This is a genomic window from Legionella anisa, assembly GCF_001467525.1.
In the GTDB taxonomy this organism is placed as follows: domain Bacteria; phylum Pseudomonadota; class Gammaproteobacteria; order Legionellales; family Legionellaceae; genus Legionella; species Legionella anisa.
This window is the reverse complement of sequence record NZ_LNXS01000029.1, coordinates 580255-602037: the sequence shown is the minus strand read 5'-3', so window position 1 is coordinate 602037 and position 21783 is coordinate 580255. Positions and strand designations below refer to the sequence as shown.

The following is a 21783-nucleotide window of genomic DNA, read 5'->3' as shown; positions in this document are numbered from 1 at the left end:
CACTAAGACATATAGGACTGGGTATCTTGACTAAAATCAGTTAATATGGAGCATTAAATAACAAATTCGTGTTTCCTATATGGCTGATCAAGAAAAAGAAACTCATTTTGGTTACTCCACTGTTTCCTGGGATGAGAAAGAAAAGAAAGTAGCAGAAGTTTTTCATTCCGTAGCAAAAAACTATGATGTGATGAATGATTTAATGTCTTTAGGTATTCACCATTTGTGGAAACGCTATACCGTAGAGCTTAGCCAAGTACGCCCTGGACAATTTGTTTTGGATTTAGCAGGAGGCAGTGGGGATTTAACCCGTTTATTATGCAAAAAAGTAGGAGATTTAGGCCGTGTTGTTCTAGCGGATATTAATTCTGCCATGCTTCATGTAGGACGTAATCGTCTATTGGATGAAGGCTTATATAAAAACATTGATTACGTACAAGGTAATGCTCAATGTCTTCCTTTTGCTGATAATAGTTTTCACTGCATTACCATGGGATTCGGCTTAAGAAATGTGACGGATAAGGAAGAAGCGCTGCGTTCGATGTATCGTGTATGCAAGCCCGGTGGAAAATTAATGATTCTTGAATTCTCAACCCCTACATTTCCCGGCTTAAAGCCTATTTATGACTGGTATTCGTTTAATATTTTACCTAAAATAGGGGGGCTTATTGCGCAAGACAAAGCCAGTTATCAATACCTTGCTGAATCCATACGCATGCACCCTGATCAAAACAAACTAAAAGAAATGATTGAGCATGCGGGATTTGAAGATTGTCATTATGATAATCTAAGCGGCGGCATCGTTGCCTTGCACATTGCCTATAAATATTGAGTGCATTATGTTAAAAAAATATTCTTTAAAGGCTCTCCAAATAGCCATTAACAAAGCCGCCAGACTGGATGAGCAAATGCCAGCCAAGCTGAAAACGCTTGATAGTAAAACGCTTGAAATGATTATAAGTCCTTTAAATGTTAATTTTTTTATCCTTTTTAAAGACGGTGAAATCATCTTGCTGGATAGCTACGATAGTGAAGCAGACACAATCATTCATAGCAATCCTTTAGGTTTAATCCGCCTCAGTTTATTACCTGCATCCAAGGCACGCTCTTTATTTAATGATAAAATCCGCATGACTGGCGATACAGAATTAGGGCAACAAGTAAAAAAACTGTTTGATGAAATGGATATCGATTGGGAAGGACATCTGGCTCATTTTACTGGTGATGTGGTTGCTCATCAGATTGGTTCTTTTGTACGTAAAGGAATAGCATTCAAAAAGAGATTGGATGATTCCATGCGTCAAAATATGTCTGAATACTTGCAAGAAGAGTTGCGACTGTTTCCCACAAAATACGAACTGGAAGATTTTTTTGTTGAAGTCGATGAGTTATCCTTAACTGTCGAACGCTTGCAGGCTCATATAAATCAACTAATAAGCCGCTATGAAATCCATTAAAAAACTCATTCGTCTTATCCACATCAATTATATTCTGGCCAAAAACGGGCTAGATAATGTAGTCGTGTCATTAAGATTGTTTGCCCCGCTACGTTTTATTGTTTATTTAAATCCCTGGAACTGGTTTCGCAAAGAACAGCTAACTCATGGTGAAGCACTTCGTAAGTCGTTGGAAGAGCTAGGGCCTATTTTTATCAAATTCGGTCAGGCACTTTCTACTCGTCCTGATATTTTACCGCTGGATATAGCGATTGAACTCAGCAAATTACAGGATAAAGTTCCGCCGTTCCCCAGTGAAAAAGCAATGGCGATTATCGAAAAGGTCTATGGTTTGTCTCCTTACGAAGTTTTTGCTGAATTTGATTCAATTCCTTTGGCATCAGCCTCTATGGCTCAAGTACATGCTGCAACCTTGAAAACAGGTGAAGAAGTGATTGTCAAAGTGCTTAGACCTAATATGCGACGCATCATTGAGCAAGATTTGAGTATTATGCATACTATTGCAAAATGGGCGGATCGATATTGGCCTGAGATTAGGCGTTTAAAACCCAAGGAAATTGTAACAGAATTTGAACATACCTTACTTGATGAACTCGACTTATTAAGAGAGGCCGCCAATGCTGCCCAATTAAGGCGTAACTTTGAGAATTCCCCCATACTGTATATTCCAGAAGTACATTGGGACTATTCACATTCCAACGTCATGGTACTCGAACGAATCCGTGGCATACCTGTATCTGATGTATCGAGTTTGCAGGCACATGGGGTTGATATAAAAAAACTGGCTGAGCGCGGCGTAGAAATTTTCTTTACCCAAGTATTTCGTGATTGTTTTTTTCATGCAGACATGCATCCAGGAAATATTTTTGTTTCTTATAAAAACCCCAAAGAACCGCAATATATCTGCATAGACTTTGGGATCATGGGCACATTAAATGATAATGACAAACGGTATTTAGCTGAAAATCTCTTGGCTTTTTTTAATCGGGATTACCGACGTGTAGCCGAGTTACATGTTGAGTCAGGTTGGGTTGCCCGTGATGCTCGTGTTGATGAATTTGAAAGCAGTATTCGTACGGTATGTGAACCTATTTTTGAGCGGCCTTTAAAGGATATTTCATTTGCCCAAGTGGTATTACGTCTTTTTCAGGTTGCTCGACGCTTTCATATGGAAGTACAACCACAATTGGTTTTATTGCAAAAAACGCTGCTTGCTGTAGAAGGCTTAGGACGCCAACTCTACCCCGATTTGGATTTATGGGCCACTGCCAAACCTTTTCTTGAAAAGTGGGTGAAAGATCAAATCGGTCCCAAAGCATTCTTGACTCAATTAAAAAAGAACCTACCTTTTCTTGCGGAGCAATTACCGCATATGCCCAAACTGCTCTTTGATTTTCTAGAGCTTAAAAAAGAAGAATTAATAATAAATAAAGAACGTGCTAACGCACAGCCAGAAAATGAAAAATTAGCAGTACACTGGAATAGCGTTGCAATTGGCGCAGGACTTTCTTTTCTTTTAGTAGGCCTGCTTGACTATTTGCATTTTATCCACCATAAACAGCTCGTTCCACTTGCTCTTACCGGGGCTATTTTGACGGGTCTGTTTGTACTTTTTAACCGTAGTGCGAGGAACTAACATGGGACTAAGCGGCATCAGCCCTCTTTCATTATTATTAATTCTGATTATTGTTATTGCTCTTTTTGGTACTTCTAAATTAAAAACTATAGGTACGGATCTTGGCGAAGCGATTAGAAATTTCCGTAAAGCCTTGAATGAAGAGCAAACAAATGAACCGCCAAAAGAGGATAATAAATCCTCATGAGCGGTGGCGAGCTTCTTGTCATTTTTATTGTTGCCCTCATTGTCTTCGGACCTAAGAAACTTCCCATGTTGGCAACGCATTTAGGGTTACTAGTAAGAAAACTGAACCAGTTCAAAGCCCAAGCAGCAATGCTCTGGCAACAGCAGCTTAATGCGTTGCAGTTGCAAGAAAATCAGCGTAAGGCAAAGGAAGCGGATGAGCAATATAAAAAAGAAGAACAGATATAGGACGTGTAGCTCACTGTTCAAATCTTACAATATTTTTATTGTTCAAATCCTGCCATAACTTTTCTGCAACCGGACCTCGGGCTGGTTTTTGCAATCGTATTGCGCCCATAGTAATTAATCGTCTGTCGAAATGACTTCCTTGCAAGTACTGCAATCGACCATCTGCTACTTCTTGGGTAATCATATGTAAAGGCAACCGCCCCCAACCAAGGCCTGCCACAATAATATCTTTTTTGGCCATAACATCGCTTACTGTCCAGCGGCGCGCATGCTCAATAACCCCAAATGAAAAATCAGACTGCGATGAATCGCGCAGAATAACTTGCATGCATTCGGAAAGAGTGTCCAGATCGCCTAATTGCTTGCTGTAATAGTGGATAAATTCAGGAGATGCTACTGCGATTAGGAACTCAGAACGTAGGGGTATCACTTCGACTGCTTTTTTGGTGATCAAATTTTCGCTAATGATCAAGTCTGCTTGATTTCTTAATAATCGCTCACAAGCACCGCCAAGTGATTCCGTTAGAAAATGAAATTGAGTATTGGGGAAACTGTGAATCCAATGCCGTAAAAGATTTTTCAAGCTTGATAAAGGAAAAAAAACATCAATCGCAATCGTAATATCGCTTTCCGCCTCGGACTGGAGTTGTTCTGCAAACTGACTAATGTTCTTCCAATGACCAATTAAAGATTGGGCTCGACGAAATAGTTTTTCTCCTTCTGCAGTTAATACGGGTCGATAGTGGCTGCGATCAAACAGCACTAAATTGAGTTGCTCTTCCAGCTTTTTTATCGATGAAGTGATTGCCGGCTGGGTTTTGAATAAGGTGCGTGATGCCGCGTTAAACCCACCACATTCAACTACAACAACAAAAACACGCAGGGCATCAAAATCAATATCCATAAATTTATGTTATAAAGTTCATTAAAACTTAATATTATCAATTTATAAAGATTTTGCCTAATCTGGTTACTCCAATGGAAAACGTAGCCTGGGTGCAGCAAAGCGGAACCCGGGTTGCGACTTTAACTCCCATACCCCGGGTTCCGCTTTGCTGCACCCAGGCTACAAGGAAAGCAAATTGGAGGCAAAATATGTCAATGATGTCCGTTCAAGAGACAACAACAGCATTATTAAATGTATTACTCAATCAAAGACGAGTGAGTGAGCTAACCGAAAAACAGTGCTCTGGAATTTTATGTCCTGAATGCACGCGTCATCCGCAACAAAAAATTCAACAAGCAATCACTGAGCAAAGAATGCTTACTTTAATTCTTCCTGCCTTCCCAGCAAAATCGTCCAACAGGCAGAAAACGTTGTCAGAAAAGCCCGATCGAGGTGAAATCATTGGCTTAAGCAATTTGAATCAACTCTGTCAAACCATGCAGGAAGCTTATCCAGTGGGTGTAAAGTTAATTATTTGTTCTGATGGTCGAGTATTTAATGACTTGGTTTTGGTGAATGATCTGCATGTAGATGTGTACCAAAAAGGAATTCAACAAATCATTGAGGATTATCAACTAAGCCATTTATCGACTTTTTCACTTGATGACGTGTACCCTTACCATAACTATCAGATCATGCGTGAATCATTAATGATCGAGTTTGGGCAATCTTTAGGCGAATTAAAAAAACACATTGCAACAGAACAGAGTGCGCGTTATCAATTTAATGGCATTCATCGTTTTATTGTTGAAGATCAACTTGCTTTAAAGCCAGAGCAAACAAAAAACAAAATACGTCAAGAAGCCAAACACATTGCTTATGAGGTAATCCGTCGATCGAATGCATGGTCAAAATTACTTGCACACTATTTTCCACAATCCGTACGTTTGTCGATTCACCCGCAACCTTGTGGTTCAGAAAAAATAGGAATTCACTTTCTTCCTGTATCGAATCGTTGGAGCACTCCCTGGCATAGTGTTTTACTTAAAAATGCGCAAGGATGGCAATTAGTTAAAAGAGAGGAAGCTGAACGGCTGGGCGCTCGATTAAATGATGATCATTATGTGTTGGAGGCATGTTAATGAATAACTCAAAATTTGGCCCACATCTGATGCAAGCGGATACCCACACCAATTTGACTGACCTACCGTTAAAAAAACTCTTAGATCAGGTAACACATCATAAAGTTGTCCTTTTGCGTGGCTTCAAACCTCTAGATCGTGATGCCTTACTCAATTATTGCCAAAGCCAAGCACAATTGCTTTCCTGGGATTTTGGCCCGGTAATGGAAATGAAAGTAGATAAACAGCCCAAAAACTATTTATTTACTGAAGGGGATGTTCCTTTGCACTGGGACGGAGCTTTTCATCGAGAACCTCGTTTTTTACTCTTCAATTGCCTGCAAGCGCCTAAAGTTGGAAGCGGTGGTGAAACCTTATTTGTGAACACGGAAACGGTTTGGCATAGGGCAAACGAATCGCAAAAAAATGAATGGCAACACTATTCTCTCTCATTTCATACTGAGAAGTTGGCTCATTATGGGGGTTCCATTACTCGTAATTTAATCAATATTCATCCGGATACGAAACAGGTTATTTTACGCTTTGCTGAACCTGTAGGTGAAGACTATTTAAATCCCGTACATGTCAAGATAATAGGTAAAAGTGAAGATGAATCACATGCTATTTTATCCTCTTTGAGCCAGAGCATGCGGATGTCACAACACCTTTACCAACACGAATGGCAAGAAGGTGATTTTTTGCTCGCGGATAATTTTTCTCTCCTGCATGGCCGCAATTCATTTCATCGCCATAGTCCAAGGCATTTAAGAAGGATCCAAATATTATGAAATCCTATACGTTAATGCAGCTCAAACAAACTACAACTCCAGAGCAATTCAGTCATCATTTACGGGAAATGGGGGAGCTATTCTGGTGGGAACCTGGGAAATTCTTTGTTATTACCTCGTATCAATTAGCCAAACAAGTGCTCACAAGCGAGGATTTTAGTTGCGATCGCTCACCTTTTTTTATTTCCCGTATGCCCGAAATGAATTTGTCATTAATTACTGATTTTTTCAAAGTAGTCAGCCAAATGATGGTGATGAGTGATGCTCCAGAGCATACGGAGCGGAGACGAATTTGTTATCATGGATTGAGTACCCATTGCCTCGAACAGTTAAAACCATTGATTCAGCGAACCATAGCAAATTGCCTGACTGAATTTACTGAAAACCGACCTTTTGATTTTGTAAGCCAACTCGCGCAAAACATTCCCTCAGTAACACTTGCAGAATTGTTTGCAATTCCGGATAGTGAACGCCATGATTTTTATCATTGGTCCAATAACATGACCCAGTTTTTTGGCGGCTCAACCAGTTATAAAGATGAAGATGGCATTAAGGTAAATCATAGTGCCCAACAGTTATATAATTATTTTTCTGATCTCATAACTCATCGTCGATTAAAGCCTGGAAAAGATTTTTTAAGTATTTTGTTGGAACATCAAGCTCATTTCGGATTAACTGATGATGAAATCATTTCCCAGGCCATTATGATGCTGGTTGCAGGTCAGGTTACAACAACGGATCAACTGTGTAATAATTTATTTATTTTGCTCAGTGAGCCAGGACTCTGGAAACAGATAAGAAACAACCTCAATGCGCTGGATGCTTATATTGAGGAATGCAACCGTCTTGATCCAGCAGTAACCTTTATTTTTCATGAAACCATGCTTGGTGATCAACTGATTGAAAAAGGGAAGGTAATTTTCATATCAACGCACGCGATTAATCGTGATCCACAGTATTTTAATCATCCGGATTCTATAACACTTGCGAAAAAGCAAACGCAGCATTTCAGTTATGGTTATGGAAGTCATTTTTGTCTTGGTGCAAAATTGGCGCGTATTGAAATGCACTCTATTTTTAAAGCCTTGTCGACACAATTCCCTTCTTTATGCCTGGATGCAACCAAACCTGCGCAAAGAAAACATCACAGTTTATCTTTTTCAGGATTTGAACACATGTATTTAAATGTGCGTTAGGATACTTACAATAGGTTAAATACTTATCTACGTCCACACGGGTGTCCAGTGATGTGGCCTGGGTGCAGCGAAGCGGAACCCGGGTTTTCCTGGCACAGATTTCCCGGGTTTCGCTTCGCTGCACCCAAGCTACCTGTATCAATTTGCAAAAATGCCGGACAGGCAGAGACGTGATCAAGATTCAGGAACTTATTCAAAGTTTACTCTATTTTTGTTCCGCTAATTTCCTTAAATGCTCGTCCGATAAGCGAAATTGCAACAAATCGGTACGCGGATGAGCTCCTATAAATTCAAAAAATTCAATGACTTTTTTATTCCAGGTAAATGCATGTCCTTCCATTCGACAACATTCCTTTTCAATCGCCAGGCGCGCAAGATGAGCTAATAAGCCAGTACCCAAACCAAAATTACGATAGGGTTCATCGACAAAAAGATCTTCAATATACAAAATAGGAGCGCCTGCAGAGGCGGAGTACGAGAAAAAGTACAAGGCATAACCCGCTGGTTTTTTCTTATATTCAGCTAATAAAACATAAAAATATTTATTTCGGCCAAAGCCATGAGATTCAATTTTTTCCAAAGTTAAATTAATCTCTTCAGGTTTTTTTCTTTCAACTTCAGCCAGCTTTTTGATTAAATCCAGAATTTCCTCTTTATCATTTTTCTTAGCAATTCGAAAAGTAAATTCCATATTACCCCCTCCAACCTAAAATCTTAATCAAAGCGATTTACGGGTTGATGACAATAAGGTGCTTTATGATGTTTGGCATAATAATCCTGATGGTATTCTTCTGCTGGCCAAAATGTTTGTACCGGTAAAAGACGCGTCGCAACTTGGTGGCCTTTTTTTTGCAGTATTTGGATTAAGATTTCTGCTTCCTCTAATTGTTCCTGATTATAATAAAATACCGCACTCTGATATTGCTGACCTATATCTGGACCTTGTCCTGATTTTTGTGTGGGATCGTGGATTTCAAAAAAACGTTTTACCACGTGGTGATAATCCGTCTTGGCTTTATCATAAATAACGCGCACTGCTTCATAATGGCCAGTATTGCCCTGACACACCTGGTCATAGCTAGGTTCTGTGGTAACACCACCTGTATAACCCACTTCAACACGAAGAACTCCGGAGATTTGCTTTAAAAAATGATCAACACCCCAAAAACATCCGCCAGCCATTATTGCTTCTTCAGTATCCAATACCTGACTGTCTGCAACAAAATCAATGGAAGCGGAGTTGACGCAATGACGTAAATTCTTTTGTGTAAAATACTCTCCAGTAAAAACATGACCTAAATGAGCGTCACAGCGAGAACAAAGAATTTCCATACGTCGACCATCACGATCTGGAAGCTGCTTCACTGCATGAACGATATTATCATCAAAACTTGGCCAGCCGCACCCGGAGCTGAATTGGCTTGACCCGCGAAATAAGGCCAAACCACAACGTCTGCATAAATAAGTCCCTTGCGTTATGACGGAATTGTAAGCCCCTGTATTAGGATACTCTGTGGCTTTATCACAGATTATCCTTTTTGCTAAAGGGGTTAAACTGGCCGTTTTATCGAGATAATCATTCATAATTTCTACCTATGTTGTCCTTGGCAGATTTTATCTGCTAAATAGCCTATAGCTCCTGCATAATAGATGGAATTATTATAATGTAAAATCATCTTATAATTCGGGAAGGTTAAGAAGGTAGGTCCGCCTAATGGTTGAACAATACTCGCTTGCAGATTTTGGAAAGGCAATAGCTCACCCCCTTCAGTACGCACGCCCATTGCATTCCATTCACTCACAGGTTTTACAATGTTTTTTCCTTCCATAGCCATATCAAATTTATGAGGTAATTTGACTTGGATTGCCCAGGGTTCACCTGTTTGCCATCCATTTTGCTTCATGTAATTTGCAATTGAAGCAAAGACATCCGGTTTACTTCTCCAAATATCTTTTCGCCCATCCCCATCATAATCAACAGCATATTTCACCCAACTTGAAGGTAGAAATTGTGGTTGGCCTGATGCACCTGCCCACTCACCTTTGAAATCAGCGAGACTCACATGCCCATCATTCAGAATATGCAAGGCAATGAATAATTCTTTACGGAAAAAATCCTTGCGATTAGAGTCATATGCCAAAGTAGCTAAAGCTTTCACTACAGGGAAATTACCCATATAAGTACCATAACTCGTTTCCATTCCCCAAAATGAAACGATGAAGCAAGGATTTACTCCGTATTGCTTGGCTACAGCCTCTAATACTGCCTGGTTTTTTTTGAATTCCTTGCGTCCTATAGCAATTCTATAATTATCAACACGTGTATTGCGGTATTTAATGAACGTGAGTCGATGTTCTGGTTGAGAACGTAAAAATCCTTTAATTTGACGACTTGGCTCATGGACTCCTGCAAATGCCTCATCAAAAGTTTCTGGTGATATTCCTTGTTGCAATGCTTCTGCCCTAATCCCAGCAACCCAAGCATTCCAATTCTGTTGTGCGAAGGCAACATGATGTACCAGAACGTATGCGATTATCGCAAGTCCCCATTTTTTCATAGCCTTTCCCCCTGATTTTCTATTACCTGATTGCCATCTCAATATTTAAAGATAGACCATTTATCACAAAACACATAACCTGGTTAAGTACAGTAGTAGCCTGGGTGGAGCGTAGCGAAACCCGGGAACTTTGTACAATATAGTTAACCCGGGTTTCGCTACGCTGCACCCAGGCTACAATAGATACAGGCTATCAGCACAAAAGAATTATACAGTGAGTATTAAAGCGCTTCCATAAATGTTGTTAAATCCGCCTTTTCTTCTTGAGTTAACTGTAATTGCAATACCAAGTTAAAAAACTCTACAGTATCAGCCAAAGTTAACAAACGGCCATCATGTAAGTAGGGTGGAGAATCTTTAATTCCTCTCAAAGGAAATGTTTTTATAGATCCATCACCAACTGCTTTCATACCATTAATCATTTGTGGTTGATAGAATCGTTCGGTTTGTAAATTATGCATGGAGTTGTCAGTATAGTAAGGAGGCATATGACAACCAGAGCATTTTGCCTTGCCAAAAAACAGGTCCTGCCCACGTAACTCTGCTGGACTCGCTTTTGCTGGATCCAATTTACCTTCCCAGGTCAATTTAGGCGCTGGAGGAAAATCAAGAATTGACTGAAACTCAGACATGAAGTGCACTTGGCTGCCACGCTCCAAAATATTGACGCCTTTTTTGGTCGCAATCACAGGATCACCATCAAAATAGGCTGCTCTTTGTTCAAATTCAGTAAAATCCTCCACTGTTTTTAATGCACGCTGAGACCCAAATAATCTTTGGATGTTTAGACCGCGCAATGTTGGCGTATTGATACGATGGCGAAACTCCTGGGGTCTAATATCACCAACCAAATGTGTTGCTTTGTTCGTATGCCCATTCGCATGACAATCAAAGCAAGCCACACCACGACTGGGTCTTACGGTACGCCGGTCTTCAGTTTGGTTAAATTGTTGTTGTGGGAATGGAGTGACTAACAAACGCAAACCTTCCAGTTGTTTTGGATTCAATAGACCGTTAAACAATTCAAAATAATTTTCAATGGTTACTAGTTTACCTTGGGAAACGTCTCCAAGATCAGGCCTGGTAACCAAAAAAATCGGTGCGGGGTGGGGGGGTAAAAAATGGTCGGGAATATCAAAATCCAAATCAAACCGTGTCAAATCCCTGTCTTCTTGTTTTTTAATTTCATTAATAGAAAACTTGGGAAATAACATCCCTCCTTCAGGATGATTGGGATGGGGTAATGGTAAGAAGCCCTGAGGAAAAAGGCCTTTATTCTTAATCTCCTCGGGACTCATTTTGGTAAGCTGCTCCCATGTTACCCCCTCAGGCAACTTCACGCGCACACCTTCTTGTACTGGTTTTCCATTAGACATCTTTGCTGTTTGCGACGGCTTATTACTCAAATCATAACGTTGTTTTAACAGTTCTTGCTGCCGCTCATTAATCGCTTGTTTTTCGCTACTCATACGTTGCAAAATGCTTGCAAAGGTCTCATGAATCACTACGGGTGAATAACTTGAAGGTACTGATGCATTAGAAGAAAACGTAGTAGGAGGCTTAGTCTGTGATGGCACTGTATCAGCAAAAGCAAAAGAACAAATGCCTGAAGTTAAGGCTATCACTTGCAAAGATTTATTTAACATACTCAAGTCCATTTAGATGAAAAGAATTTTTTCATCATAAAGTACTTACAAAGTCAGTGCAATAGAAGCAAAACTCCAGGTATCTGTACCCCAGAAGCAGTACAGCGTCCCAAATAATAAATTTCTAAGCCTGATTAGCGTCTGTTGACAATTCGCTAGATTGAGCCAAAATGGTGCGACTTTAGAATTTATAATATGTTTTAAACTAGGGTCTGTTTACAGACCCTTCAAACCCTATTTTTTATGAAACAACATCATCTATTAAAAATTATTCTAGCCAGCGCCTCTCCAAGACGCGTGCACATTTTGCAAGAGCACGGTTTGCCTGCTGTTGTTATGCCTGCCAACATTGAAGAAATTCAACAAAAAGACGAGGAAGCTAAAATATATGTCACTCGACTTGCCAGAGAAAAAGCACAAACTATTTTGGCGCGGGTCGAAGCAGGTACCGCGGACATAATTCTAGCAGCAGATACTACAGTGGCCTATCAGGATCATATTTTAGAAAAGCCCCGCGACCACCAAGATGCATATAGAATGTTAAGCATGTTAAGCGGTAATTCCCATGAGGTCTATACGGGCTATGCTTTAATTTTTCTACCCGAACAACAGTGGCAGGTTGATTGTGTGACCAGCAGCATTACATTTCACACGCTTTCAGAACAACAAATACAAAATTATATTGATACGGGAGATCCTTTTGATAAAGCTGGAGGATATGGTATTCAAAATGTATACGATACATTTATAAAAGAAATAAAAGGCTCCTATTACAATGTTATGGGTTTGCCCATTGAAGAAATTATGAAAAAAATTTCTCTGAGATATTCTGAATCATTTTAATTAATACGTTGAGAGCGTACTTGGTTTTTTCCGGCCTTTTTCGCTTCATATAATGTTTTATCTGCTGCAGAAATCACTTCATCCACATCATTAGCATATAATGGAGAAACGCTGACTATTCCTATACTAATTGTAGTTTCACCCTTTTTTGTTTGTTTTTTAAATTTATTTTGCAGCTTATTGCACAGTAAAATGGCATCACTAAGAGTAGTATTCGTCAAAATTGTCGCAAATTCATCGCCGCCAATTCGAAATGCGTTGTCATTGGATTTTGCAGATTTTTTGATGGCAATCGCTAATTGTTTCAAAAATAAGTCACCGGAAGGATGACCATAATTATCGTTAATATGTTTAAGGTCATCCACATCGATTAAGACTAAATTAAGTGGATGTTTGTTTCTTTTTGCTTGTCTAAATTCTTCATTTAGCCGTTTATCGAAATAACGGCGATTATAAAGGCCTGTTAATCCATCAGTAATTGAAATTCGGTTGACTTCTTGCAAGGCGTCATCTTTTTCTTTGCTGAGTTGAAGGGTTTTATGCAATAACCTTGCAGGAAATTTGGCCGTAATCATTAACATAATCACAAAAAGAACAAACATAATTGCCAAAATGATTCGATCCAGCTCACCCAGCCAAAAATTATAAACAATTAAAGGCAAAAACATGGGTAATAAATAAGCATAATAAGCAGGTAGATACACAGAAAGTGACGCTAAGGCCCCTGATGCCATGCCTCCTAAAGTCAAAGTAATAACATTTTGGTGCATTTCAGAGAAATGAGGATAAAAAAGAATATAACAGGATCCCCACAGAGCACCTGTTAAAAATGTTAAAAATAAAAAACGGTTTTTAGTAGCTTCCTTTTTGACAATGTAATCGCTACTGGTAATACTTTTTTTACTATTAATCCAACGAAAACAGCATAATATAATCATAGCCAGATACCATGCAGACACAGGTATTATTGATGCATGACGGTACAATAAATATCCCGCTATCACAGTAGAAATTAAAACATTGAAAGGAATTGCTTTAAGAGAGCTCTCGAGAAGCAATAAAAAACATTCATCTTGTAATTGAAAAATCGACTTTCTCGTCATTTCATTCTCCGTCATTCAAATTTCAAAATTTAAAATTTAAAATTCAAATTAAGAAGCAAAAAATCAAATGTCGTTTTTAAAAATGCGCGTAAATCTAAATTACGTTTAATATTAATTTTAGCACATTAATAAATACGGTTAGAGGAAAAAACTCAAATTACTCACTGCGCAAGGAAACCACCGGCTCCAATTTTGCAGCACGTCGTGCAGGATAAAAACCAAAGAAAATTCCAGTAGCGGCAGATACCAAAAAGCCTGCTATAGGAGGAAGAAGATAGATTGAAAAATTCCAATCACTAAAATAGGCCAAAATACGTGTAAAAATTAATCCTAAAATTACCCCAAGTATGCCTCCCAACAAAGAAAGCATCACCGATTCAACTAAAAATAAAGCTTGGATTTCTCTATTTTTGGCGCCCACCGCTTTACGAATACCAATTTCTTTTTTTCGCTCGCTCACGGAAACCAACATGACATTCATTACGCCAATTCCACCAACCAAAAGCGAAATACCGCCGATTACACCAAGCAGTAAGGTAAAAATTTGTCCCTGATTTTCCATGCTGGCAATAATTTGTTTTGCACTACGAGAAAAAACACTCAATTTAGGAGCCATTGAACCAATAATTTGTTTTATTTCTTCAATCACTTCATCTATAGGACTATCAGGTTTCAACTCCAGAACCACATTATTTACCTTGGCATCCTTGCTAATCATGCTAATCCCAGCCAATGGAATAATTGCCGCCTGATTGATGTCTTCATTGAAAAAGCCATTTTCCTTCCAGGGTTCAGCCACGCCAATAATCGTATATAAAGATTGTCCTATACGTAATTGTTTTCCTATGGGATCATCAAAACTAATCTCTTTGATTTGCTGCGCTAAACCTGCACCAATTACACAATAATGCTCATAAGACTCAACAAAAGAAACAAAATGTCCGGCGGCTAATTTAATATGAACAATTTTTGGCAAATGCTCGTTGGCGCCTATAACCGCTCCCTGCATTAATTTTCCCTGAAAACTCAAAGGTTGATATGCGGTACTATAAGGTGCCATATCGACAATATAAGGTATTCGTTCAGGCAACTTCTCCCATTGATCTGCAGAGATTGACTCCATACTCCCTGAAGATTTATCCGTCGTTTTTGGGTAAACAGAAATTGCCAATAAATCCGTACCTAATGCCTTGAATTGAGCTAATGCCTTTTCTGTAGCTAACTGACCACAACTAATTAAAGCAACAACAGCAGCCGTCCCTACTAAAATTCCTAGAACGGCTAAAAAAGAGCGCAACTTGGCAGCGGTTAAATTAACCAACGCTTGCTGACAATGTCCGGCAAGATTCATGACTCAGTCTCCGCCATAACCATACCATCCACAAGAGTAATTTTTCGCTGGCACAATGCAGCGATCTGCTCATCATGAGTAATCATAATGATACTACGTCCTTGGGCGTGCAAACTTAAAAATAAATTCATTACTTCATTACCAGTACGTGAATCAAGTGCCCCGGTAGGTTCATCTGCCAAAATCACTTGGGGTTCTGTGACCAAAGCACGGGCAATGGCAACCCGTTGTTGCTGTCCGCCGGATAATTGTGTAGGCCGGTGATGTGCATATTGATGCATGCCTACTCGCTCAAGAGCAACAAGCACTCTCTCTTTAGTTTCAGCAGGTCCAATACCGCGATAGATTAAAGGCAATGCCACATTTTGCATGGCAGTAAATCTTGGTAATAAATTGAATTGCTGGAAAACAAAACCGATATTTTGATTCCGCAGCTCGGCTGCTTCATCATCAGTCAACGCAGCAACATTGCGATTCTTCAGGAGATAGGTTCCTGCATCTGCTTTATCCAGGAGTCCCAGAATATTCATCAAAGTAGATTTACCCGAGCCAGAAGCTCCTACAATAGCAAGTAAATCACCTTCATATACCGTAAGCGATACTTCTTTTAAGATAGTACTGCTAACTCCTTCGAGATGATACGTTTTTACAATATCCGTAAGCACCATTAATGATTGCTGAGTTTTCTTAACATCGCCTCTATGCCGCGGGTTTATTGCGGGATTCAAAAACCTTTCAAGAATACTTGAGTCCTCTGCCCAATCCTCAGACAAGGTATTTGAATTGATTACGAGCTCACTCATAAACCACCACATCACCAGCCTTTAAACCGGTCTCAACAACAACTGAATCTGCTTGCGCCGCACCTGTTGTAATCACTCGCTTTTCAATAGCGCCTGAATTGTTCTGTAAATTAACAATACTTTGTCCTTTTTCTCGCTTTATCGCGGCAATAGGTATGATGAGTTGCTTGCCATTATCCACACTTAATTCAATGGATGCACTCATGCCTACTTTGATCCATTGTTGCTGCTCCGGAGTCAATTTCTCCACTTCTACTACTGCTGTAAAAAAGGGGAGTCCATTGTTGTTTGATGCTTGTGCATTCACTGCGACCAATTGCCCCTTTAATGGATATTTACCAAAAGCGACTCCACTTACTACTGCGTTCATGCCTGTTTGAATTTGGGTTATATCGATTTCTGGAACATCAATTTCGATACTGATTCCAGATAAATCACCAATCAATCCAATGACTTGGCTCGACTTCACCGTAGATCCCACGTTCACACGTACACTTTTATCCTCACCCGCTTTAGGAGGGTATAGTAACACACCATCTCTAGGTGACTTTAAATGAATCACATTATGCTTGGATGCCAAAATTTTTTTTATCTTATCAAAATCAGCCAAACTTAATGCAGATAAATTTTTGGGGCTATTTTCATCCAATTTTTCTAACATTTCTGTCAGCTTACGTGTGGACTGCATTAAAGTAACCCGAGCTGTATCAACATTTGATTTTTCACTCATGTAATTATTTTTGGATAATAAACCTGAGTCCCATAAATCCTGAGTCCCAACAAATTTGGCTTTTGCTATGGTGTAACTGTCTTTAGCTTTTAAATATTCTGTTAATGTGTCATTAAACTGCCTTTGTAGCTCAGTTGAGTTTAGAGTTAAAATCACCTCACCTTTTTTGACCATTTGTCCATAATGAAAATTCATTGTTTCAACCACTGCTTCCATTGGGCTGGTTATGGTATTTTCATGTAAAGGCTGAACCGTTCCTGTAAAATGCAAGGTTTTCTGGATTGTCTGTTCCTCAACCTTATATTGGTGTAACGCAACCGTTTTTTTCTTTTCATGATGACCGCATGAAGATAAAAGAAACCCAACTAATAATAAAATGACGACTTTTGATGTGTTTAAATACCTATTCATCCACCATACCTTAATTTAATTTGCCAATGCTCCAGCGTTGTTCCCAGAGTCCTTTGTAAGTTTGATATCTGATTAAGATATGCAATTTTTGCATTAATTAATCCGGACTGGGCCTGAATCAGCTGGTTCTGCGTGTTGTTTACATCCAACGCACTGGATATTCCTGCTTGTTGTTTTTTCTTTTCCAAGGCATAAGATTGCTCTGCCAGTTTCACTTGTTTTAATGCTAATTGATAACGTTTTGCCAAACTTCTTATATTGTTTATGGTATTGGTTATATTTGTTATTAATGCGCGTTTTGTTGCAAGTAAATTTAGCCGGTCTTTTTCCAAGCGCACTTTAGCATTAATTAATTGACTGCGACGGCTGATATCATTCAACGGAACAGTTAATGTCAACCGTGCTGCCTCGGTTATATTATTTCCATTGTAAATGCCCCTCACCCCTCCATTAACGCCTGTCACATCATTTAAAACACCACTTTGCACATTCCCTGACACATCCAATTGCCATAGCTGTTGATTCTTAGCCACTTTATACGCACGTTCATCTGCGCGTAATGTCATTTTTTGTGCCAAATAAACGGTGTTATGATTCAAAGCCTGCTCAATAGACCGCTGCAAATCAGGAACTGCAAGTTTATCTAAAGCAACATCACTAGGGACTGATATATGCATTTCTGGATCAAGGCCAATGATCTGCAAGAGATCCTGCGATGCAGTTTGAAATTCATTCCCCGCCTGTTCCACCATCAAACTTAAAGATTCAATTTGGTAGGATTGTTGGATATTACCTGTTGGTTCTAATTGACCTGCCTTTATCTTTTTTTCATTAATTTCATACGATTTTTTTGCTTCTTTTAACTGTAAGCGCTGATTCTGTAAATTATTTCCGCTTAAAATAAGCATTCGATAAGCCATAATAACTTGGGTGACTTGATCCGCGACCGATTGCTGTAAATTTAATTTGTTTAACCATTCATTGTCCTCTGCATTTAAAAGCGCTGCTTCGTTTACTGCTTTTCCGAAGCCACGTAATAAAGGCTGGGTTAAGGAAAAATTCAATACAGGATTGTAATTGTTATTATCATTGACGTTATTGTTGATTGATAAATTAGCTGTTGTACCTAGTTTTGTTTTCAAATCAAACTCGGGACTGCCTAATAACGTATGTGTCGTATCGGTGCCCACTCCATTAAACCTACTTTTTTGGATTACTCCAGACGCTCCCAAAGCGTATTGCAGTTCAAACTGATTGTGTGCCAAACGCAATTGATAACGTTGCACGATTCGATCCAGTTCAGCATTTTGAATATTAGGGTTATAGCGTAAAGCCAATAAAATCGCTTCTCTTAAACTTAAGTGATGTTCGATTTTATTACGTGCCGCAGGAGAGGTTGGCAATTCTATCCAGTTATGCAGCATGAACTCTGGATTCTCTATCGCTTTTTGCAATCGTTCTTCTGCTTGTTTGACCTGTAACTCTTCAGTAGCAGGGAGTGCCCAAGCATTAAAACCAAACAGGGAACAGACTAAGAAAAACGTAACCGCTCTCCCTTGCCAACGTCCCGCCCGCCGGACGTATTGTGACGATAAGCAGTTACAAAAAAACAAAGTTTTTATATCGTTCCGGCTCCCCAAAACAGACCTTGACATCAAGGATGAAAATATGGAGCTAAAATTTTTTATTAACATCATTTTTTGTTCCAGACTGCGAATCGTTGCATATCCTGCAAACGTAATGCAGTGAGTTGGCCACCCCAAAGACATCCGGTATCTATTGCATGAATTTTGGGATTGGGACATTCCCCCATTAAAGCAGCCCAATGCCCAAAAACAATATCCACATCAATTTCTTTGCGATGCGGTACCTCATACCAAGGATAAAGATTTGCTGGCGCTTGAGCAATAGTTTCTTTATGACCCAACTCGAGCCGTCCTTGTACATCACAAAAACGCATGCGCGTATAGTAATTGGTAATTACCCGCAGTCGATCCATCCCTCTTAAATCATCAGACCATATATCGGGTTGATTACCATATAAATGCGATAAAAAATCACGATAAGTGTCACCAGAAAGCACCTCTTCAAGCTCTTTAGCATGTTGTATTGCCTGTGACAAGTCCCATAAAGGACAAATTCCAGCATGACACATCACCACCTTAAATTCTGGTGAGTAATACAAAATGGATTGCTTCCTCAGCCAATGGCCTAAAGCCTCACCATCAACTGCGTCGATTACTTCGTGCAAAGTATCATCATGCCCTTTCCACGGCCTATCACCAAATAATGAACCCAATAAATGTAAATCATGATTACCTAAAGTCACTCTTGGCGTAATGGGTAAGGAGCTAACAAAACGTAAGACAGCTAAAGATTCAGGCCCCCGATTCACCAAATCGCCAACAAACCACAAACGATCTCTTTTGTCATCAAAATCGATTAATTCCAACAGCCGTTGCAAAGGCTCGTAACAACCTTGCACATCACCAATTGCATAATCAGGCACCGTTTTTTGCTCCTGGCCTTAGCGCACTCCCTTCGTTTTCAACCACTTGCCATTTCCCTGCTGCATCCAATTTTTGCAGCGAACTTGCCAAGCTCATGTTTTGCTTCTGGGTAAACTGACTGTTAAATTGTGCTTTATGAATCAATTCCGTAGCAGACATCGATTCTACTTTTCCAGTACTTGGATGAACCACTTTTACAGACTCAGGTAAAGCAAGCGTATACTTAGAAAATACAATCCCGCTCTCCATTTGTTCTCTTGCTTCAAATCGACTTAACACACCGCCATCAGCAGCAAGACTGTGTAAACTTAAGGATAAAAATCCATTTTGCGCTGCTTGCCAATTTTTATACTCAGGATGTTCACGTACAAATAATTGAAACATTTCAGCACACATCAACATACCCCCAGGGACCATAAATAAGGGGGCTTTATTAATCATAATCTTGCCGCTATCTAAGGCTTTAATCATCCATTGGATAAACTCCATGCCTACAGCCTGCTCCTTCTCTAATAAAGTCTCTGGCTGGCCACCAGAAAAAGTCCCTGCACGATAACGCCCCCCACTATGAGCTGGAGTTCCTCTCACCATAAACTCAAGTAAATAACGTTGAATTGCAATGGCTTCAGCTCGAATTAATATGGCTCCCAAAGTACCCGCAGAACGCTCATCTTCATTCAATAACGCAAGCCATACTGAAAGAACTTCTGGATTAGAGGCTATCCAGGCAAATCCACTGGTCGGCATTAATGTTTTTGCCATCAATAAATTGAGACGACGTCGAAATTCAATTTCAGGTTCTTTTTCAAACTCGTAAAAGTAATAAATTCCAGTGCTCGTCATATTTTCAAGTAAAGGATTCCATTCTTTTAAAAATTGACCATTTGCATCATAAAAACTAACGCGGTAATCAACAAACAATTTGCCTATGCCTTGAAGAATTGCCGCTGAAAAAAGTGCATATTGCCAAAGCTTTTGTTCTTCAGACAAATCAGGCTGGTCTTGTACCATAAATTCCTGAAAAAGGCTCAGCGCAGCTTCCGTGCGGTTTAGTGCATGATCCACCAATCCACCTTGCTGAGAATAATAACTGTTTGCTGTCTCTGGTAAATTTTGGCAATAGTGAACCAGGTTATTGATAAGAGTGCTACATAAGCTATCATATCGAGCCGTTTCCAAGCCAGATAACATTCTCATCTTTTTCAGTAACACCTGTCTCTTGTCTTCCGACAAAAAGAGATTCGCATTAACAATGCGTGTTAAATCTTTTAAAGATTTACCGTGTGTAGACAAGGAACCTTTACGCTGACGTTGACGATGAAACAAGGCCATCTCCATAATAGTTAATAACTCCAAAATTGATAAATTATGTCCATGATGATTAATTTTACACTAATTGGAAATAAATTTCGCTAGTTGAACATATTCCGAAATAGAAATTTGTTCTGGCCTTTTACTTCCATCAATACCCAACGTGCTCAATTGTTCAACCGTTACTATTCCCTTTAAATTGTTATTAAGTGTTTTACGACGCATGGCAAATGCACTAGCTACCAGACGCTCTAACTGCGCTACAGAAACTTTTTCAAAGGGAGAAACGCGATGGGGAATAAGACGAACCACCGCTGAATCTACTTTAGGCTGTGGATCAAAAGCCTCCGGAGGAACATGAAACAAATGCTCCACAGCACAATGGTATTGCAACATCACCGTTAACCGACCGTAGGCTTTACTGCCTGGTTGTGCCGCCATACGCTCTACTACTTCCTTTTGCAACATAAAATGCATGTCTTCTATATATGGCGTAAAGTGCAATAAATGAATGAGTAAAGGAGTGGAAATATTATAAGGTAAATTCCCTACCACACGTAATTGGTGGCCAAATTGGCTGTAATCAAGGGTTAATGCATCCGCAGCAATTAAATGCAATTTATTCTGCGCACTAGGTCGTTCTGACAGATAATGTTGTAAATCGGTATCGATTTCAACTGCTGATAGATGATTTAAGCGACGCAACAATGGCTCAGTTAAAGCCCCCAAACCCGGACCAATTTCCAGCATATTATCTTCTGCCTGTGGATTAATTGCTCGGACAATGTCATCAATAATATGTCGGTTTTGTAGAAAATTCTGACCAAAACGCTTGCGTGGGCTATGCCTCACCTTAATTCATCCCATAAAAAAAAGCTAATTATAACGCGCATCCTCAATAAAAAGTAGCCTAGGAGAAGCGAAGGAGAGTTCTGGTTTTCCATTACCGGTTGCGCTATATACCTACAATTCAAGCGACAAATTTATATAGCATAAACTTCTAAATTTGGTGTAAAATT

At 39.5% G+C, this 21783-nt stretch carries 22 protein-coding genes; 9 read left to right on the top strand and 13 right to left on the bottom strand.

The genetic code is table 11. The features are described from left to right. The first annotated feature begins 79 nt into the window (after positions 1 to 79). Genes ubiE through Lani_RS11800 form a run of 5 tightly spaced genes read left to right on the top strand, consistent with a single transcriptional unit; the run spans position 80 to position 3507 of the window. Positions 80 to 832: a bifunctional demethylmenaquinone methyltransferase/2-methoxy-6-polyprenyl-1,4-benzoquinol methylase UbiE gene (gene ubiE / locus Lani_RS11820; protein WP_019232776.1), complete on the top strand. Its 753-nt coding sequence runs from the start codon at positions 80 to 82 to the stop codon at positions 830 to 832. Positions 833 to 839: 7 nt separating this feature from the next. Next, on the top strand, positions 840 to 1457 hold the full coding sequence (locus Lani_RS11815) for a ubiquinone biosynthesis accessory factor UbiJ (protein ID WP_019232775.1): 618 nt from the start codon (positions 840 to 842) through the stop codon (positions 1455 to 1457). Further along, positions 1444 to 3093 carry a ubiquinone biosynthesis regulatory protein kinase UbiB gene (gene ubiB / locus Lani_RS11810; RefSeq protein WP_019232774.1) on the top strand — a complete coding sequence of 550 codons (1650 nt, stop codon included), beginning with the start codon at positions 1444 to 1446 and terminating at the stop codon, positions 3091 to 3093. The genes Lani_RS11815 and ubiB overlap by 14 nt, the downstream gene beginning before the upstream one ends. A 1-nt stretch (position 3094) precedes the next feature. Next, complete coding sequence (gene tatA / locus Lani_RS11805) at positions 3095 to 3280, top strand: twin-arginine translocase TatA/TatE family subunit (RefSeq protein WP_019232773.1); 186 nt, start codon at positions 3095 to 3097, stop codon at positions 3278 to 3280. Beyond that, a complete protein-coding gene (locus Lani_RS11800) occupies positions 3277 to 3507 on the top strand; it encodes a Sec-independent protein translocase subunit TatA/TatB (protein WP_019232772.1) in 231 nt (76 codons plus the stop codon). The genes tatA and Lani_RS11800 overlap by 4 nt, the downstream gene beginning before the upstream one ends. A gap of 10 nt (positions 3508 to 3517) precedes the next feature. Here the strand turns inward: Lani_RS11800 and Lani_RS11795 are convergent, their stop codons facing one another. Continuing rightward, positions 3518 to 4411 carry a LysR family transcriptional regulator gene (locus tag Lani_RS11795; RefSeq protein ID WP_019232771.1) on the bottom strand — a complete coding sequence of 298 codons (894 nt, stop codon included), beginning with the start codon at positions 4409 to 4411 and terminating at the stop codon, positions 3518 to 3520. A gap of 191 nt (positions 4412 to 4602) precedes the next feature. Here Lani_RS11795 and Lani_RS11790 point away from each other — a divergent pair, with 191 nt between their 5' ends. The 3 genes from Lani_RS11790 to Lani_RS11780 are packed head-to-tail and all read left to right on the top strand — an operon-like array spanning position 4603 to position 7498. Continuing rightward, entirely contained in the window at positions 4603 to 5535 is a 933-nt protein-coding gene (locus Lani_RS11790) for an isocyanide synthase family protein (RefSeq protein ID WP_019232770.1), read from the top strand. Next, on the top strand, positions 5535 to 6302 hold the full coding sequence (locus Lani_RS11785) for a TauD/TfdA dioxygenase family protein (protein WP_019232769.1): 768 nt from the start codon (positions 5535 to 5537) through the stop codon (positions 6300 to 6302). The genes Lani_RS11790 and Lani_RS11785 overlap by 1 nt, the downstream gene beginning before the upstream one ends. After that, entirely contained in the window at positions 6299 to 7498 is a 1200-nt protein-coding gene (locus Lani_RS11780) for a cytochrome P450 (protein ID WP_019232768.1), read from the top strand. Before Lani_RS11785 ends, Lani_RS11780 begins: the two co-directional genes overlap by 4 nt. A gap of 205 nt (positions 7499 to 7703) precedes the next feature. Here the strand turns inward: Lani_RS11780 and Lani_RS11775 are convergent, their stop codons facing one another. The 4 genes from Lani_RS11775 to Lani_RS11760 form a co-directional block, all read right to left on the bottom strand. After that, complete coding sequence (locus Lani_RS11775) at positions 7704 to 8189, bottom strand: GNAT family N-acetyltransferase (protein WP_019232767.1); 486 nt, start codon at positions 8187 to 8189, stop codon at positions 7704 to 7706. A 23-nt stretch (positions 8190 to 8212) separates the two neighbouring features. Continuing rightward, on the bottom strand, positions 8213 to 9082 hold the full coding sequence (locus Lani_RS11770) for a bifunctional methionine sulfoxide reductase B/A protein (RefSeq protein ID WP_019232766.1): 870 nt from the start codon (positions 9080 to 9082) through the stop codon (positions 8213 to 8215). Positions 9083 to 9087: 5 nt separating this feature from the next. Then, complete coding sequence (locus tag Lani_RS11765) at positions 9088 to 10056, bottom strand: lytic murein transglycosylase (protein ID WP_019232765.1); 969 nt, start codon at positions 10054 to 10056, stop codon at positions 9088 to 9090. A 221-nt stretch (positions 10057 to 10277) separates the two neighbouring features. Next, positions 10278 to 11702 (bottom strand): cytochrome b6, encoded by a 1425-nt coding sequence (locus Lani_RS11760; protein WP_019232764.1) that lies wholly within the window; start codon positions 11700 to 11702, stop codon positions 10278 to 10280. 243 nt (positions 11703 to 11945) lie between these two features. Here Lani_RS11760 and Lani_RS11755 point away from each other — a divergent pair, with 243 nt between their 5' ends. Beyond that, positions 11946 to 12545, top strand: coding sequence for a Maf family protein (locus tag Lani_RS11755; RefSeq protein ID WP_019232763.1), 600 nt, complete (start codon positions 11946 to 11948; stop codon positions 12543 to 12545). Here Lani_RS11755 and Lani_RS11750 read toward each other — a convergent pair. From Lani_RS11750 to rsmA, 8 genes are all read right to left on the bottom strand, one after another. Then, positions 12542 to 13648, bottom strand: a complete 1107-nt coding sequence (locus tag Lani_RS11750) for a GGDEF domain-containing protein (RefSeq protein WP_019232762.1) — start codon at positions 13646 to 13648, stop codon at positions 12542 to 12544. The genes Lani_RS11755 and Lani_RS11750 overlap by 4 nt on opposite strands. A gap of 157 nt (positions 13649 to 13805) precedes the next feature. Beyond that, entirely contained in the window at positions 13806 to 14999 is a 1194-nt protein-coding gene (locus tag Lani_RS11745; protein ID WP_019232761.1) for an ABC transporter permease, read from the bottom strand. Beyond that, positions 14996 to 15667, bottom strand: coding sequence for an ABC transporter ATP-binding protein (locus Lani_RS11740; RefSeq protein ID WP_040522169.1), 672 nt, complete (start codon positions 15665 to 15667; stop codon positions 14996 to 14998). The genes Lani_RS11745 and Lani_RS11740 overlap by 4 nt, the downstream gene beginning before the upstream one ends. 127 nt (positions 15668 to 15794) lie before the next feature. After that, entirely contained in the window at positions 15795 to 16943 is a 1149-nt protein-coding gene (locus Lani_RS11735; RefSeq protein WP_019232759.1) for an efflux RND transporter periplasmic adaptor subunit, read from the bottom strand. After that, a complete protein-coding gene (locus Lani_RS11730; protein WP_019232758.1) occupies positions 16940 to 18640 on the bottom strand; it encodes a TolC family protein in 1701 nt (566 codons plus the stop codon). The genes Lani_RS11735 and Lani_RS11730 overlap by 4 nt, the downstream gene beginning before the upstream one ends. After that, on the bottom strand, positions 18637 to 19452 hold the full coding sequence (locus Lani_RS11725) for a symmetrical bis(5'-nucleosyl)-tetraphosphatase (protein WP_019232757.1): 816 nt from the start codon (positions 19450 to 19452) through the stop codon (positions 18637 to 18639). Before Lani_RS11725 ends, Lani_RS11730 begins: the two co-directional genes overlap by 4 nt. Continuing rightward, on the bottom strand, positions 19445 to 20791 hold the full coding sequence (locus tag Lani_RS11720; protein ID WP_019232756.1) for a conjugal transfer nickase/helicase domain-containing protein: 1347 nt from the start codon (positions 20789 to 20791) through the stop codon (positions 19445 to 19447). Before Lani_RS11720 ends, Lani_RS11725 begins: the two co-directional genes overlap by 8 nt. Positions 20792 to 20845: 54 nt before the next feature. Then, complete coding sequence (rsmA, locus tag Lani_RS11715; protein ID WP_019232755.1) at positions 20846 to 21616, bottom strand: 16S rRNA (adenine(1518)-N(6)/adenine(1519)-N(6))-dimethyltransferase RsmA; 771 nt, start codon at positions 21614 to 21616, stop codon at positions 20846 to 20848. Between the last annotated feature and the right edge of the window lie 167 nt (positions 21617 to 21783).

What these genes read in the sequence shown, in the direction of transcription:
- Lani_RS11770 (WP_019232766.1), bottom strand. Translation starts at nt 9,082, where the DNA reads ATGAATGATTATCTCGATAAAACGGCCAGTTTAACCCCTTTAGCAAAA.
- Lani_RS11750 (WP_019232762.1), bottom strand. Translation starts at nt 13,648, where the DNA reads ATGACGAGAAAGTCGATTTTTCAATTACAAGATGAATGTTTTTTATTG.
- Lani_RS11740 (WP_040522169.1), bottom strand. Translation starts at nt 15,667, where the DNA reads ATGGTGCTTACGGATATTGTAAAAACGTATCATCTCGAAGGAGTTAGC.
- Lani_RS11800 (WP_019232772.1), top strand. Translation starts at nt 3,277, where the DNA reads ATGAGCGGTGGCGAGCTTCTTGTCATTTTTATTGTTGCCCTCATTGTC.
- Lani_RS11760 (WP_019232764.1), bottom strand. Translation starts at nt 11,702, where the DNA reads ATGTTAAATAAATCTTTGCAAGTGATAGCCTTAACTTCAGGCATTTGT.
- Lani_RS11775 (WP_019232767.1), bottom strand. Translation starts at nt 8,189, where the DNA reads ATGGAATTTACTTTTCGAATTGCTAAGAAAAATGATAAAGAGGAAATT.
- Lani_RS11735 (WP_019232759.1), bottom strand. Translation starts at nt 16,943, where the DNA reads ATGAATAGGTATTTAAACACATCAAAAGTCGTCATTTTATTATTAGTT.
- Lani_RS11780 (WP_019232768.1), top strand. Translation starts at nt 6,299, where the DNA reads ATGAAATCCTATACGTTAATGCAGCTCAAACAAACTACAACTCCAGAG.
- Lani_RS11730 (WP_019232758.1), bottom strand. Translation starts at nt 18,640, where the DNA reads ATGATGTTAATAAAAAATTTTAGCTCCATATTTTCATCCTTGATGTCA.
- ubiE (WP_019232776.1), top strand. Translation starts at nt 80, where the DNA reads ATGGCTGATCAAGAAAAAGAAACTCATTTTGGTTACTCCACTGTTTCC.
- tatA (WP_019232773.1), top strand. Translation starts at nt 3,095, where the DNA reads ATGGGACTAAGCGGCATCAGCCCTCTTTCATTATTATTAATTCTGATT.
- Lani_RS11745 (WP_019232761.1), bottom strand. Translation starts at nt 14,999, where the DNA reads ATGAATCTTGCCGGACATTGTCAGCAAGCGTTGGTTAATTTAACCGCT.
- Lani_RS11720 (WP_019232756.1), bottom strand. Translation starts at nt 20,791, where the DNA reads ATGGAGATGGCCTTGTTTCATCGTCAACGTCAGCGTAAAGGTTCCTTG.
- Lani_RS11795 (WP_019232771.1), bottom strand. Translation starts at nt 4,411, where the DNA reads ATGGATATTGATTTTGATGCCCTGCGTGTTTTTGTTGTTGTAGTTGAA.
- Lani_RS11765 (WP_019232765.1), bottom strand. Translation starts at nt 10,056, where the DNA reads ATGAAAAAATGGGGACTTGCGATAATCGCATACGTTCTGGTACATCAT.
- Lani_RS11815 (WP_019232775.1), top strand. Translation starts at nt 840, where the DNA reads ATGTTAAAAAAATATTCTTTAAAGGCTCTCCAAATAGCCATTAACAAA.
- Lani_RS11755 (WP_019232763.1), top strand. Translation starts at nt 11,946, where the DNA reads ATGAAACAACATCATCTATTAAAAATTATTCTAGCCAGCGCCTCTCCA.
- Lani_RS11790 (WP_019232770.1), top strand. Translation starts at nt 4,603, where the DNA reads ATGTCAATGATGTCCGTTCAAGAGACAACAACAGCATTATTAAATGTA.
- Lani_RS11785 (WP_019232769.1), top strand. Translation starts at nt 5,535, where the DNA reads ATGAATAACTCAAAATTTGGCCCACATCTGATGCAAGCGGATACCCAC.
- ubiB (WP_019232774.1), top strand. Translation starts at nt 1,444, where the DNA reads ATGAAATCCATTAAAAAACTCATTCGTCTTATCCACATCAATTATATT.